The organism is Propionivibrio soli (assembly GCF_025770765.1).
Classification (GTDB): Bacteria; Pseudomonadota; Gammaproteobacteria; order Burkholderiales; family Rhodocyclaceae; genus Propionivibrio; species Propionivibrio soli.
Genome location: NZ_JANZKY010000010.1, coordinates 144,008 through 158,088 on the forward strand (window position 1 = coordinate 144,008; position 14,081 = coordinate 158,088).

Sequence of the window (14,081 nt, forward strand, 5' to 3'; positions counted from 1 at the left end):
TATTCAACTCATTACGTTCCCACCGTCCACGTTCAGGACTTGCGCGGTGATGTACGACGCCTCGTCGCTCGCGAGGAATACGGCCGCGCCAGCGATATCGGACGGCGCGCCCATGTACCCGAGCGGCACGGCTTCGCCGACCTGGCGCTTTTTTTCCCCGAGCGAAAGGTTCTCGTACTTCGCGAACAGCGCGTCGACATGCTTCCACATCGGCGTGTCGATGACGCCCGGCGCAATCGCATTGACGCGGATGCCGTGCGGCGCCATTGCCAGCGCGGCGCTCTGCGTATAACTGATCATCGCCGCTTTCGTCGCACAATAGTGCGCCACCAGCGCCTCGCCGCGCCGGCCCGCCTGCGAACTCAAGTTGATCACGGCGCCGCGCGTGCGATTCTCCACCATGTGCGCCAAGACCTTCTGCATCACGAAGAAGGCGCCCTTGACGTTAACGGCGAACAGCTTGTCGAACATCGCCTCATCGCTCTCGAGCAACGGCGCCAAGTCGAACAGGCCGGCATTGTTGAACAGGATGTCGATCGGGCCGAAACGCTCTTCGGCCTGCGTGATAAAGCGATCGATATCCCCCATGCGGCGCACGTCACCGGCAACGTACTGCGCCCGCCCGGGGAAAGCGGCGAGTAGCTCCGCCGCCTGAGGAGACGGATCGGCTGCCAGGTCGACGAGCGTGCAGAACGCGCCCTGATCCAGATAAGCCTTGGCGACTGCCGCGCCGATGCCGCTCGCGGCACCGGTCAGCAAGGCACGGCGGTTCTGCAATCGCGACCCGCCGCCCGCGCTCATGGTTGGCGCCCCCGCACGAAACCGGCGACACGCTCATAGGCCGCGCCCACCGCAGCAACCACGGTCGGATTGTTCGCCAGATCGCCCCATAGCACCGGATCGGCGCAGAAGGCGGCCACCGGATCGGGTGCGGCGCACACGGCATGCGCCGCTTCCGGGTTCATCGCCTGGTCCTGGTAGGTATAGGCGATCTGCCCGCGATGCCAGCGTTCGAGATAGGCGAGGAAGAGCGCCGGCAACATGGCGACGCTAGCGATGCCCTGGCCGCGCCCCAGACGGTCACGGAATGTCGGCACGATGAAGCCGGGGATCTTCGAATAGCCGTCCATCGCTACGCGCTGATTCGTGTCGCGGATCGCCGGGTTGCCGAAGCGGTCGAGCACGACATCGCGATACTTCGCGAGATCGATCGGGCTCGGCGTCAACACCGGAATCACGTCGTCCGTGACATAGTCATACGCGAACTTGCGGATCTCGGCGTCGTGCGTTCCTTCGTGAATGTACTGGTAGCCGATCAGCGTTCCCGCCCACGCGATGCAGCTGTGCGTAGCATTGAGCAAGCGGATCTTCGCTTCCTCGTACGGCGCCACCGATTCGACCATCTCGACGCCGACCTTCTCCCACTCGGGGCGCCCGGCGCAGAACTTGTCCTCGATCACCCACTGGATGAAGCTTTCGCCCATTACCGGCACGGCGTCGGCCCAACCCGTCGCCGCGAGTACCCGCTGAGCGACATCCGGCGAAGGCCGCGGGGTGATGCGGTCGACCATCGCGTTCGGACACGTCGCATTGGCCTGTACCCAGTTGAGCAGAACCGTATCTCCGAGCCGCTCGATGAACTGCAGGAGGCCGCCGCGGAAGCGTTCGCCGTTATGCCGCAGGTTGTCGCAATTGAGCAGCGTCACCGGCCCGCCACCGTCCTGCATGCGCCGACGCAGCATGGCCACGATAGCGCCATAGATCGTCGTTCCCGGCTTGCCGGCATGCAGCGCGGCAAGATCGGCGACGATGTCGGGCAGCCCGGCGTCAAGCCGGTTCTGCGTATCAAGGTAGTAGCCAGCTTCGGTGACGGTGAAGGAAATGATGCGGGTCGCCGGGTCAGCGGCACGGGCGATCAGCGCGCCGAGTGTGGGCTCGTACGGAATCACCTCGCGGATCGACGTCACCTTGGTGTAGGTGTGTTCACTCTGCGGCGAAATCGTTTCCAGCGTGTACGCCCCGCCTTGCTTGGCCAGCGCCGCGATCATCTCCATGTTGTCCGGGCGGACGTTGCCTCCGGCAAGGCTCCAGCGGGCATCGCCCGATTCGATCAGCTGGTGGATGTAGAGCGCCTGGTGCGCACGGTGAAACGAACCCAACCCCAAATGGAGCATCACCAGGGTTGCGGGGACGGAACTCATTTTGGTCTCCCTATCACATGATTTACGAAATTCATTACGCGGCCTGCGAGGCGGAAACGACACGCCCCTGCGCGTCGAATACGTGGGCCACCTCGGCATCGACGTCGATGCCGACACCTGCGCCGACGTCGAGGTGGCAGCGTTCAGTCTGCCGTGCGACGAGCGGGACGCCCTGCTCAGTCGTGACGTAGATCAGCGTCTCTGCGCCGAGCGCTTCGACGAGATCGACCTTGGCGCGAATCTGCCCGTCACCCTCGTGTACCAGCTTCACGCTTTCAGGGCGCAAACCCACATAGCCGCCAGCCGGTGCCTTGAGCGCGGCGATTGTTTCCAACGCCGGAAGTTTGGCCACGCTCACCACGTTCATCTGCGGCGTGCCGATGAACTGCGCGACGAACTGATTGGCGGGCCGATCATAGAGCTCGAGCGGCGTGCCAACCTGTTCGATGACCCCCTCGCGAAGCACCACCACGCGGTCGGCCAGCGTCATCGCTTCGACCTGATCGTGCGTGACGTAGATCGTCGTCGCATCAAGATCGCGATGTAGTTTGGCGATCTCGATCCGTGTCTGCCCACGCAAGGCGGCGTCGAGATTGGAGAGCGGCTCATCGAAGAGGAAGACCTTGGGTGCCCGCACGATGGCGCGGCCGATGGCGACACGCTGCCGCTGCCCGCCCGACAGCTCTTTCGGCGTGCGCTGCAGATACTGCGTCAGGTTGAGGATCTGCGCCGCGCGCTCGACCTTCTCCTTGATCACCGCCGGGTCAGCCTTGGCGAGCTTGAGCGCGAAACTCATGTTTTCGTACACGCTCATGTGCGGATACAGCGCATAGCTCTGGAACACCATGGCCAGATCGCGTTTGCTCGAAGGCAGATCGGTGATCTCGCGTCCGTCGAGATGAATCGATCCGGTATCGACATTCTCAAGCCCAGCGATCAAGCGCAGCAAGGTCGATTTGCCGCAGCCCGATGGGCCGACGAAGACGACGAACTCGCCCTTGTTGATCGAGAGGTCGACACCCTTGATGACACGCTGGGCGCCGAACGATTTTTCGATGCGGTTTAATTGCAGGTAACTCATCACAGTCCCTCGCTGAATTGTGTTTGTTCCATGCCATCTGCCAACCATTCGTGACACGAAGACGAGCCGCAGACAGCACGGCAAGACGAAGTCGACACAGTCACGGATGGCTTGCACATGGAATTACTTGACGGCACCAAAGGTCAGGCCTTGCACCAGCTGTTTCTGGCTGAACCAGCCGAACACCACGATCGGTGCGACGGCCATAAAGGAAGCGGCAGAGAGCTTGGCCCAGAAGAGCCCTTCCGGACTGGAATACGAGGCGATCAACGCGGCCAGCGTACCGGCCTTGGCGGCGCTGAGATTGAGCGACCAGAACGCTTCGTTCCAACTCAGCACGAGGCAAAGCAGCCCCGTCGATGCCAGGCCGCCCATCGTCAGCGGTAACAGAACGAGCCGGAATTCCTGCCATAGCGAGGCGCCGTCCATGCGCGAAGCTTCAAGAATCTCTCCTGGAATCTCCTTGAAGTTCGAGTAGAGCATCCAAACCATGATCGGCAGGTTGGAAAGCGTGAAGACGATGATCAACCCCGTCGTCGTGTCAAGCAGGCCGGAGGTCTGCGCCATCACATACACGGGAACCAGCGCACCGACGGCGGGCATCATCTTGGTCGAGAGCATCCACATCAGGATGTCCTTGGTCCGCTTGGTGCGGAAGAAGGCCATCGAGTACGCGGCCGGAAAGGCGAGCGCGAGGCCAAGCACGGTCGATGCGACGCTGGTGACCAGCGAGTTCTGTGCGTACAACAGATAGTCGCTGCGCGCCTCGACGATGATGAAGTTCTCCATCGTCGGTTTGAAGAACAGCAGCGGCGGCACCGAGATCGCCTGCAGCTCGGTCTTGAATGCCGTCAAGACCAGCCAGCCGAGCGGGAAAAAGAGGAACAGCGCCACGGCCCACGAAAGGACCGCACGCACGACGTAGATGAGCTTGTTGATCTGGGTCTGAGTCATGGTGTGCCTCACTTGTCCAGGTTCTTGCCGACCATGCGGATCAGGAACACCGCGGCGACGTTGGCAAGCACAACGGCGAACAACGCTCCGGCGGAAGCCACCCCGGCATCGAACCCGAGCAGTGCCTGCTTGAAGATCAGGAACGCGACGTTGGTGCTGGCATCGCCCGGACCGCCGCCGGTGGTCGTATAGATTTCGGCGAAGACGCTGAGCAGGAAGATCATCTCGATCATCACCACGACGGCGACCGAACGGCCGAGGTGCGGGATGTACAGGTAGCGCAGCTGCTGCAGGTAGTTGGCGCCGTCCATTCGTGAGGCTTCCAGCTGCTCGCGGTTCATCGACTGCAGCGCCGTCACGAAGATCAGCGTCGCGAACGGCAGCCATTGCCACGAGACGATGACGATGATGCTGAAGAGCGGAAAGTCGGTCAGCCAGTCGACCGGCGCGGCGCCGAAGAACGCCCAAACCTGCGCCAGCACGCCGTAGATCGGGTTCATCATCATGTGCTTCCACAGCAAGGCGTTCACCGTGGGCATGATGAAGAACGGAGAAATCAGGAGGATGCGGACGATATTGCGTCCGGGAAACGGCTCGTCGGTCAAGAGCGCGATGGCAATGCCGACGACAACGGTGATAACGATCACCCAGCCGAGCAACAGCAAGGTGTTGATGACCGCCGTGCTGAACGACGGATCGGTAACGAAATACTCGAAATTCTCCAGACCGACGAAACCGCTTTGATCGGGCTGCATCAGGTTGTAGCGGATGACGGAGAAATAGATCGTCATCAGCAACGGCACGATCATCCAGAGAAACAGCGTAAGTACGGCAGGCGCCATCAGGACGCGCGGGAGCAGACGTTTCATTGGCGTGGACCCTCGATGCTGGGAAGGATCCGGGCAAGAGCGGTCACGACGACCGCCCCCGCCACGGATAAACTCTTTGCGTCGCGTTCTACGCGTCGTCTTACTTGTAGTAACCCGCCTTCTTCATTTCACGGTCAGCCGCGACTTGCGATGCCTTGAGCGCCGCATCGATCGAGGTCTTGCCGGAAAGGGCGGCGCTCATCTGCTGCCCAACCGTCGTTCCGATCGACTGGAACTCGGGGATGGCGGCAAACTGAACACCGACATACGGGCTCTTCGGCAGCGTGCTCTCGTTCGGGTTAGCCGTATCGATGGCCAGCTTCTCGGCTTCGGCGAACTTGGCAACCTTCAGGAACTCGGGATTCGCGTAGGTGCTCTTGCGTGTACCGGTCGGAACGTTACCCCAGCCGACTTCCTTGCCAACGAGGTTGATGTAGTCCTTGCTGGTCGCCCAGTTAATGAACTTCGTCGCCGCCTCGACCTTCTGCGAGCCGGCGGGGATGGCCAGCGACCAGGCCCACAGCCAGTTGGCACCCTTCGGCGTCACCATCGTCGGTGCTTGGGCGAACGCGACCTTGTCGGCCACCTTCGATTGCTTCGGATCGCTGATGAATGAAGCCGCGATCGTCGCATCGATCCACATGCCGCACTTGCCCTCGTTGTAGAGCGCGAGAATTTCGTTGAAGCTGTTGGCCGACGATCCGGGCGGGCCGTACTTCTTCAGCAGGTCGACGTAGAAGGTGATGGCGTCCTTCCATGGCTTCGATTCGAGCTGCGGTTTCCAGTTCATGTCGAACCATTGGCCGCCGAACGTGTTGACCAGCGTGCTCAGGAAGGCCATGTTGTCGCCCCAGCCCGGCTTGCCGCGCAGGCAGATGCCATAGACGCCGTTCTTCGGATCGTGGATTTTAGCGGCGAGGTCCTTGATCTCATCCCAGGTCGGCCGCTCCTTCACCGTCACACCCGCCTTGTCGGCGAGGTCCTTGCGGTACATCAGCATCGAGCTTTCGCCGTAGAACGGAGCCGCGTACAGCTTGCCGTCCACCGATAGGCCGTTACGCATTGCCGGCAGCAGATCGTCAACGTCGTACTCGGCGGGCATCTTCAGTTCGGCGAGCCAGCCCTTCTTGCCCCAGATCGGCGTCTCGTACATGCCGATGGTCATCACGTCGAACTGCCCCCCCTTCGTCGCGATGTCGGTCGTCACGCGCTGCCGCAAAACCCCTTCTTCGAGCGTTACCCACTTCACCTTGATATCCGGGTTCGCGGACTCGAAGTGCTTCGTCAGTTTTTGCATCTCGATCATGTGGCCGTTGTTCACCGTGGCCACGACCAGCTCAGTTGCGGAAAAAGCGGTCCCACTCATCAAACCAAAGGCTAAAGCTGCCAGTAAAGGTTTCAGGGTCATGATTGCGCCTCCTTGTAGGTTTCGTATTGGTAGCCGACGTTAGCAAGCCATCGACGCGCTCAATATAGATACTTTGCTGCACCCATATCGGTACTCTTTCGGCAGAACTATGTACTTATTTGCGTCGATACGGCGAAAATTTGCCGAATACGTGCTACATCGTATTACCTGTGAAATGAGCATGGTTTTAGCTGAAATGTCCATCTCACGGCCATTCCGGGACAGAAAAAATGACAACGAGATTCGTTTTCGCGCGAGAAAGGAGCTCTAGAGGGAACACGATGTCGCTGCCGAGCATGAGAACCTTTTGCACCGTAAATAAACTCGCGCCCGAGCATCTCAAACGATCGCCAGAGCTTTGCCGCCTATGCGCAAGGTATCGAAAGATGCAAGGGAGTCTCCTTAGCAAGTCGCCTCGCCTGCCCCCATGACGATTGTCTTCAAGCGGCTGACGCTCAGCCGTCTCGGCTCATTGCAGCAAGTGATGGCCAATCAGACTATTCTTTGACCCATGGACCCACAACGAGCCTTCAAATATGCCGGCCCCGCGCTCGAATCGCGCCGTCGCCGCTTGGACGCTGTGCTGACGAAACCGGCCCACCAACCCTCGCAGTCATCTAGTGCCACAGTGAAAGGCGGCCAAGAATGACGACGATCCGCTTAGCACGAGGCCGCTACGGAGCGCTTCAAATCTGTCCTCGTTGGCCGTCTTCAAAGGTTCTTGTGTCCCCTGTCGCCCTGGAGAGATTACTTGTCGTACAGGCAGAGCTACCGTGCGAGATCGGTTTGATATTGACGAGGGCCTATGAGCCACGGCGGTCTGGATTAGGGTGGTTGCGCCGGGTTTCTCGAACCGCCGGAATTGTTCTGTTCAAGTTTCTTTATGCCAACCGGGACGGTGAAGTCGAGGACATTTTCGGTTCCAATGGGCACGATGTGGACGGAACCCATCTTGATGTTTCGCTGACGGTCAATGGCAACAGACTACGCTTGCTTCCACTAAGCGTTTTCACGCCAGTTTCTTGGCAGAAACGCAGAGCCGAAAGATCCTTGCGATCCATCGAGATTGTGAAGAATGCTCTTGTCCAAAATGGATTCACTATCCATAGGAACGCGACTGAGGGTCACCAGATTCACTGCGATCTTGCCCACACTAACTGTCCGGCGAGATGACGCTGCATCATCGGTTTTCAGAACCACTTCCGGGGACAGTGTCCAGCAGCCATAAACGCCTCGGTCGTTCATGTCAGATCCACTACGACGACCGCTCCGCTATCACTTCCCAGACCGCTTTCGGTTCCGCATACCGATGGATGACGAACTCTTGTACTGAGTGCAGGTGCCAGCCATTCGCGAAGAGGTCGTCAACCGCGCGACGATCGAAGAATCGCTTGGGATGGCCGTCAACGTTGTAGTAGTTCTCCGCCAGGCGGGGGTGGCCGCTGGCGCCGAAGTGGTGATCGTTGGTTGAGTTCAGCCGGCACAGGAGCAAGCCACCGGGTTGCAACGTCGAACGAAGCCGCTCCGCAAGCGCGAGCGTCTCGCCCCACGGGAAGTAGTGAAGCGACAGGCTGGCAACGATAACGCCGGCGGTAGCGACGGGGAACGGCTCGCGCAGGTCGCGACAATGGAATTCCGCGGTGGTTCGCTTCCTGGCTATCTCAATCGAATCGCTCGACAGATCAATGGCGACGACGCGCAAGCCTGCGTCCACGAGAGTCGCCGTGTCTTCACCGGCCCCACATCCGAGTTCCAGGATCGGTTCGCGACCGGCGCGTTCTTTCACCAATGGTAGCCAGCGGCCGATCCACGGGTCACTATTCATGTTGTTGTCCTAGTTGTCTTCAACAGATAAGCGAGCGGCCTGTGCGGGACCGTTCCGCCGCAAGCGCCCGCCCAACCTTTCACCTACAGCTTCTTCAGCGGAATGCAGGCGTTCACGACCCACTTGCCTTCCGGATGCTGCTCGGCGTTGTTCAAGTACATCTCATAACACGGCTTGTCGTCGCACTCGTAACCGGATTGCACCAACCAGGCAAACGCGTCTTCCCAGGCCTGCTGAAAGCCATCGTCGGTAATCTCGAAACCGCACACCGCGTAGCGTCCGCCGCTGATCGTCTGGATACCGATCTGGCCTTCAGGCTTGGTACCGGGAGGAACGACGACGCAGGCGTCGACGCGGCATCGCTCGGGCGGCGTCACTTCCGGATTGTCCCAGTACACCGCGAACGTCAGGCCCGACGCGAGAAATCCTCGGGGCTCCGCCCACTGCATGAGTTCGCCGAATGCCCGCTGACAGACTTCCTTGCCGTACGGACCGATCTTGCGCACATAGGCCACGTTGTAGTCCGGCATTTCCTTGATCTTTGCATCCACTTCGGTTTTCCTTTCGTCGTTGTTCTGGGCTAAGCACCCAGTCCCGGCATTGTTGCCGGCGACCAACAACGAAACGTTTTCCCGCTTGCGCTCTGTGTTTCCCGTCTTGCTTTTTCGATAGGCCGAGGGCGAGACCCCGAAATGCAATTTGAATGCCTTGGCGAAATTCTGCGAACTCGAAAAGCCGCATTCGATGGCGATGACGGTAACCGGCTCCACGCGCACCGCCAGCAGCTGGTTGGCCGCCCATTCCAGGCGGAGGCGCCGCGTGTAATCGGCCACCGTCTCACCAACCACCGCCTTGAAGATGCGATGAAAGTGGAACATGGAGAGCGACGCCGCTTTGGCCACCGCTTCCAGCGAAACGTCGGCATCCAGGTGTTGGCTGATGTAGTTCATCGCCAGGCAGACCCGCCGCCGATACTCGTTCGCCCGATACTCCTTCGTATGAGGCGCGACTTGAATACTGTGGGACGGAGGCATCCGTTTCCCAACTCCCCGAACCGTGGACGAAGCCGAACTATACCAGCCGCCGAAATCGTTCTTCTTCGCACACGACCACACGAAATCGGAACGTCATGCGTGGCAATCAAGTGACGGCGTGCCGTCCAGGCAAATCGCGCTCGTAAACGAACCATCGCGCCCTGCCTTACGGCCGGACGCGATGAGAAGGACTAAGACTCGAAATTCAGTTAGCGCTGTTGTGCTGCTGACGCCACTTGTCGAGCAACACGGCGAGGACAATGACGACACCCTTGGCGACGTATTGCCAGAACGACGACAGACCGAGAATCGTCAGGCCGTTGTTCATCACGCCGATGATCATGGCGCCGATCACGGTGCCCCAGATGGACCCGATACCGCCGTTGAGGCTGGTGCCGCCGAGAACGACGGCCGCAATGGCATCCAGCTCGTAACCCACGCCCCAGTTGCCGTTAGCGGCATAGAGCCGGCTCGAAGACATCGCCCCGGCGATCCCCGAGAAGAGCCCGTTAATCGCGTAGACGAAGAGCAGCACCGTCGCCACCTTGATGCCCGTGAGGCGTGCCGCCTGGGCGTTGCCGCCGACAGCGTAGATGTGCAACCCGAGGATCGTCTTGCGCAGGATAAACCAGGAGAGAATCGCGATCGCTACCGCGACCCACACCAGCCAGGGTACGGCCAGGAAATCGCCGTTACCAAGCCAGTCGAAGCTCGGGATGTTGTTGTTAAGCACCGTCGTGCCGTCGGCCAGCAGGTAGGCCGCGCCGCGCAACGCGGTCATCGTTCCCAACGTGACCACGAAGGGGTTGATGCTGAAGTACGCGACCATCGTGCCGTTGATCAAGCCGCACAGCAGCCCGGCGAGGATGAACGTCGGCAATGAAAGTTCGGGTATCGCCGTAGGCAGCGACATCTTCATGCCGAGCACGGCCGAGACGGCGAGCATTGAGCCCACCGAGAGGTCGATACCGCCGGTCAGGATCACGAACGTCATTCCCGCGGCAAGGACCAGGTTGATCGCCACCTGGCGCAGGATGTTCATGTTGTTCGCGGCGGTAATGAAGTTCGACGTGCCGTCGTCGCTGTAGTAAATGGTCAGCGCATAGAACAATGCGTACATCACAACGAGCACGGGCAGCATGCCGAGGCGTTCGAAGGCGCGCCGTCCGAACGAGACCTGCGTGCCTTGCCCCGAGCTTTCGCCGGCCGGTTTGGCCACCGTCGCGGCCGCTGATTCGGTTCCAGTAGTCATGTTTTCTCCTTGCCCTCAGGCGGCCAGACGCGCGTCGTGCGTGGCCAGCGTCATCACTTTTTCTTGTGTCACGTTCGCACCCTGGCATTCGCCAGTGATCACGCCTTCGCGCATGACGATCACCCGGTCGCAGATGCCGATCACCTCCGGCAGCTCGCTGGAGATGACGACGATCGCCACGCCCTGGGCGGCGAGCTGATTGATGATGCGGTAGATCTCGGATTTGGCGCCGACGTCGACGCCGCGCGTCGGCTCGTCGAGCAGCAGCACTTTCGGCTTGATCTCGAGCCAGCGCGCCAGCAGGACTTTCTGCTGATTGCCCCCCGAGAGACCGCCGACGATGCCTTCCGGCCCGTTCACCTTGATCGACAGGCGCGAGATGGCCTCTCCGGTCAGCTTGCGCAGCGCCGAGTGGTTGATGACGCCAAGCTTCGCGTTTTGGCGCAGCACGTTCATCGACGTATTGGCGAGCGCGGAGAGTTGCAGGAACAAGCCCTGCCCCTTGCGATCTTCCGGCAGATAGCCGATACCGAGCCGGATCGCGTCCAGCGGCTCATTGATGTTGACCTCCTGCCCTTCGAGCAGCACCCGACCGCTCGTCCTCGGATCGGCACCGAAGATCAATCGGGCGAGTTCGGTACGCCCGGCACCGACCAGCCCGGCCAAACCGAGCACTTCACCAGCATGCGCCTTGAATGATGCGGGTTTGACTTTGCCGCCGCCGAGGTTTTCGACCTCCAGCACCGGTTTCCCGGCCTGCCGACCCGTTTTGTGCTGATAGAAGTCGCCCAACGGGCGCCCCACCATCATTTGCACGATGCGTGCGGGATCAAGCTCTTCGCGCGACAGTTCGCCGACATAACCACCGTCGCGCAGCACCGTCACGCAGTCGGCCAACGCATTCACTTCGGCCATGCGATGGCTGATGTAGATCACCGCCATGCCCTCATCGCGCAGCTTGCGCACGATACGGAAGAGCGCGTCGGTTTCTCGATCGGAAAGCGCCGCCGTCGGTTCGTCCATGATCAGCACGCGTCCCTGATGGATCAGCGCGCGGGCAATTTCGACCTGCTGTTGCTGGGCGATTGAGAGCCGGCTCGCCGGCGTCGTCGCCTTGAACGGCGCGTCCAGGCTCTGCAAGACGATTTCGGTGCGCCGGTTCATCTCGGCAATGTCCGCCATGCCCCAGCGGGTGCGCGGCTCGCTGCCCATGAATACGTTCTCGGCTACCGTCAGATTGGTGGCAACTGAAAGCTCCTGGTAGATGAGACCGATGCCCGCCGCCCGCGCATCGGCGGGTTTGTCGATGGAGGTCGGCTTGCCGTCGACCTTGATGATGCCGGCATCTGGTTGGTAAACACCCGAAAGCACCTTCATCAAGGTGCTCTTGCCGGCGCCGTTTTCACCCATCAGCGCGTGGATCTCATGGCTGCGCACGGTCAGCTTGACACCGTTCAGCGCACGCGTGGCACCGAAGCTCTTGCTGATGCCTTCCATTTCCAGAACGACTTGACCCATACCCTCTCCTGCCGAAGATACGACTCGAAGCACTGACCGGCGGCTCGCTGGCTCAATACTTCATCGTACTCCCTGCGTTTCGTTCGTGTTCTCAACCGTCGGTCCCCGCCCCCGGGGGCCGACGGATTTACTGCGTCGAAACGACGATTACTCCTTCACCCATCCCGGGTAGTCTTTGAGGTTGGCCTTGGTGACCAGAGGAACCGGCAGCAACTTGACGGCGCTCTTCGGCTTCTTGCCGTTCATGATGTCGTAGCCGACCTTGACGCCTTCGTTGGCCATCGCATAGGGGTTCTGCGCCGAGCTGCCTTCGAAGATGCTGTTCGGGTCCTTGAGAGCGACCACTGCGTCCGGAGCACCGTCAACGGCCGTAATGAAGATGCCGGTACGCTTGGCTTGCTTGATCGCCAGTTCCGCGCCGATCGCCGTCGGATCGTTGATCGCGAACACAGCGTCGATCTTCGGATTCGCCGTCAGCAGATCCTGCATGACCTGCATGCCGCCGTCACGGCTGCCCTTGGCATCCTGGTTGTCGGAGAGAACCTTGATGCCAGGCGACTTGGAGAAGACCTTCTTGCAACCGACCACGCGGTCAACGACGGAGGTGACGGGCGGCCCGTTGACGATCACGACGTTGCCCTTGCCGTTCAGTTTCTTGGCGATGTATTCGCACGCATTCGCGCCTGCAGCCACGTTGTCCGACATGACCGTGTAGTCCGCGCCTTCCGCGCCTACGTCAACGGCGACGACGACGATACCGGCGTCACGCGCCTTCTTCAGCACCGGGGCGATGGCCTTCGGGTCAACGGCGTTGACGAGGAGGAGGTCGATCTTGTTGGCGATGAAGTTTTCGATCTGGCCGACTTGCGTGTTCAGGTCATACTTGGTCGACAGAGCCGTGACCTTGACGTTCGGGTTGATCTTCTTGGCGGCGTCTTCCGTGCCCTTGCCCATGGCCACGAAGAAGGGGTTGGCCATGTCGCCGACGGTGAGGCCGACGGACTTCAATTGCTTGTCGGCGGCCGAGGCGCCGGCTGCCAGGAACAGCGATGCGAGCATTACGGGAATGATGCGCTTCATGTAACTCCTCCTTGGTTGAATAGTTCTTCGAGCGACGTCGGCACAAAGCTGAACTACGACCGCCTGGCCCCCGTCACCGCAGTTCGGTCGCTCGATCATCACGTGAGGCTGATCTGCGAACGACGCGCGGAGTCTAGGAGGTGCCGGTTAACGGCGAATTTCAATTTCTCGCGTCATGTTTCAACCGGGTTGAAACATTTGTAACAATCGGTGCGCGCTGCCGACTCCCCCTCCGCAAGCGTCGAATCCGAGCAAACGCCGTTCCCGAAAGCGCATTCATGCGTTCCCGGAACCATCTGCCGGCGTGCGAATCCATCGGCCATTACGAAGTTGTGTTCAGGAGGCCACATGCATCTCGAAGGCAGTTGCCATTGCGGCGCCGTCCATTTCAGCCTCGAGTCCGACTCGCCGGTGCCTTTCATGCGTTGCTACTGCTCGATCTGTCGAAAAACAGCGGGAGGCGGAGGGTACGCCATCAACATCGGCGGTGATGCGCGCACGCTGAAGATACGCGGCAAGAAGAATCTAGGGGTCTTTCACGCCATCCTGCGCGAGCCGGGTGAACGGCCAAAACGTTCCCCGGCGTTCCGCCACTTCTGTCTCAAGTGCGGCAGCGCCCTCTGGCTCTGGGACCCACGCTGGCCGGACCTCGTCTACCCGCTCGCCTCGGCGATCGACACGCCGCTGCCCAAACCGCCGGAGGTGGTAGAAGCTTCGCTCGACTCGGCGGCTTCGTGGGCAGACGTCCCGCCGGATGTACCGCGGAGACGGCATGGGCTTTGGCCCAGCGAGTCGCTTGTGGAGTGGCACGACCGCCATCACTTGCGCCGCTAACCCAGGGCGCACTTCCCTATGACTT

Annotated in this window: 12 protein-coding genes; 1 reads left to right on the top strand and 11 read right to left on the bottom strand. The window is 60.7% G+C overall.

Features of this window, described 5'->3' with window-relative positions:
• Positions 1-3 precede the first annotated feature (3 nt).
• The 11 genes from NZ453_RS13350 to NZ453_RS13400 form a co-directional block, all read right to left on the bottom strand.
• Complete coding sequence (locus NZ453_RS13350; RefSeq protein WP_263771124.1) at positions 4-801, bottom strand: L-iditol 2-dehydrogenase; 798 nt, start codon at positions 799-801, stop codon at positions 4-6.
• Complete coding sequence (gene dalD / locus NZ453_RS13355) at positions 798-2,201, bottom strand: D-arabinitol 4-dehydrogenase (protein WP_263771126.1); 1,404 nt, start codon at positions 2,199-2,201, stop codon at positions 798-800. Before dalD ends, NZ453_RS13350 begins: the two co-directional genes overlap by 4 nt.
• 34 nt (positions 2,202-2,235) lie before the next feature.
• On the bottom strand, positions 2,236-3,282 hold the full coding sequence (locus tag NZ453_RS13360) for an ABC transporter ATP-binding protein (RefSeq protein WP_263771127.1): 1,047 nt from the start codon (positions 3,280-3,282) through the stop codon (positions 2,236-2,238).
• Between the two features lie 123 nt (positions 3,283-3,405).
• Positions 3,406-4,236: a carbohydrate ABC transporter permease gene (locus NZ453_RS13365; protein ID WP_263771128.1), complete on the bottom strand. Its 831-nt coding sequence runs from the start codon at positions 4,234-4,236 to the stop codon at positions 3,406-3,408.
• Between the two features lie 8 nt (positions 4,237-4,244).
• Positions 4,245-5,105 carry a carbohydrate ABC transporter permease gene (locus tag NZ453_RS13370; protein WP_263771129.1) on the bottom strand — a complete coding sequence of 287 codons (861 nt, stop codon included), beginning with the start codon at positions 5,103-5,105 and terminating at the stop codon, positions 4,245-4,247.
• A gap of 100 nt (positions 5,106-5,205) precedes the next feature.
• Entirely contained in the window at positions 5,206-6,513 is a 1,308-nt protein-coding gene (locus NZ453_RS13375; protein ID WP_263771130.1) for an ABC transporter substrate-binding protein, read from the bottom strand.
• Positions 6,514-7,768: 1,255 nt separating this feature from the next.
• Complete coding sequence (locus tag NZ453_RS13380; protein ID WP_263771131.1) at positions 7,769-8,338, bottom strand: class I SAM-dependent methyltransferase; 570 nt, start codon at positions 8,336-8,338, stop codon at positions 7,769-7,771.
• Between the two features lie 83 nt (positions 8,339-8,421).
• The gene (locus NZ453_RS13385; protein WP_263771132.1) at positions 8,422-9,372 is read right to left on the bottom strand and encodes an AraC family transcriptional regulator; all 951 of its coding nucleotides are present in this window, start codon (positions 9,370-9,372) and stop codon (positions 8,422-8,424) included.
• Positions 9,373-9,577: 205 nt separating this feature from the next.
• A complete protein-coding gene (locus NZ453_RS13390; protein WP_263771133.1) occupies positions 9,578-10,624 on the bottom strand; it encodes an ABC transporter permease subunit in 1,047 nt (348 codons plus the stop codon).
• 15 nt (positions 10,625-10,639) lie between these two features.
• The gene (locus NZ453_RS13395; RefSeq protein WP_263771134.1) at positions 10,640-12,142 is read right to left on the bottom strand and encodes a sugar ABC transporter ATP-binding protein; all 1,503 of its coding nucleotides are present in this window, start codon (positions 12,140-12,142) and stop codon (positions 10,640-10,642) included.
• 147 nt (positions 12,143-12,289) lie between these two features.
• Entirely contained in the window at positions 12,290-13,222 is a 933-nt protein-coding gene (locus NZ453_RS13400) for an ABC transporter substrate-binding protein (RefSeq protein ID WP_263771135.1), read from the bottom strand.
• Positions 13,223-13,570: 348 nt separating this feature from the next.
• On the opposite strand from NZ453_RS13400, the gene NZ453_RS13405 reads away from it, so the two are divergent.
• Positions 13,571-14,056, top strand: coding sequence for a GFA family protein (locus NZ453_RS13405; protein ID WP_263771136.1), 486 nt, complete (start codon positions 13,571-13,573; stop codon positions 14,054-14,056).
• Positions 14,057-14,081: the final 25 nt, after the last annotated feature.

Excerpts from the sequence above, each read along its gene's own strand:
- NZ453_RS13350 (WP_263771124.1), bottom strand. The coding sequence starts at position 801 with ATGAGCGCGGGCGGCGGGTCGCGATTGCAGAACCGCCGTGCCTTGCTG.
- dalD (WP_263771126.1), bottom strand. The coding sequence starts at position 2,201 with ATGAGTTCCGTCCCCGCAACCCTGGTGATGCTCCATTTGGGGTTGGGT.
- NZ453_RS13360 (WP_263771127.1), bottom strand. The coding sequence starts at position 3,282 with ATGAGTTACCTGCAATTAAACCGCATCGAAAAATCGTTCGGCGCCCAG.
- NZ453_RS13365 (WP_263771128.1), bottom strand. The coding sequence starts at position 4,236 with ATGACTCAGACCCAGATCAACAAGCTCATCTACGTCGTGCGTGCGGTC.
- NZ453_RS13370 (WP_263771129.1), bottom strand. The coding sequence starts at position 5,105 with ATGAAACGTCTGCTCCCGCGCGTCCTGATGGCGCCTGCCGTACTTACG.
- NZ453_RS13375 (WP_263771130.1), bottom strand. The coding sequence starts at position 6,513 with ATGACCCTGAAACCTTTACTGGCAGCTTTAGCCTTTGGTTTGATGAGT.
- NZ453_RS13380 (WP_263771131.1), bottom strand. The coding sequence starts at position 8,338 with ATGAATAGTGACCCGTGGATCGGCCGCTGGCTACCATTGGTGAAAGAA.
- NZ453_RS13385 (WP_263771132.1), bottom strand. The coding sequence starts at position 9,372 with ATGCCTCCGTCCCACAGTATTCAAGTCGCGCCTCATACGAAGGAGTAT.
- NZ453_RS13390 (WP_263771133.1), bottom strand. The coding sequence starts at position 10,624 with ATGACTACTGGAACCGAATCAGCGGCCGCGACGGTGGCCAAACCGGCC.
- NZ453_RS13395 (WP_263771134.1), bottom strand. The coding sequence starts at position 12,142 with ATGGGTCAAGTCGTTCTGGAAATGGAAGGCATCAGCAAGAGCTTCGGT.
- NZ453_RS13400 (WP_263771135.1), bottom strand. The coding sequence starts at position 13,222 with ATGAAGCGCATCATTCCCGTAATGCTCGCATCGCTGTTCCTGGCAGCC.
- NZ453_RS13405 (WP_263771136.1), top strand. The coding sequence starts at position 13,571 with ATGCATCTCGAAGGCAGTTGCCATTGCGGCGCCGTCCATTTCAGCCTC.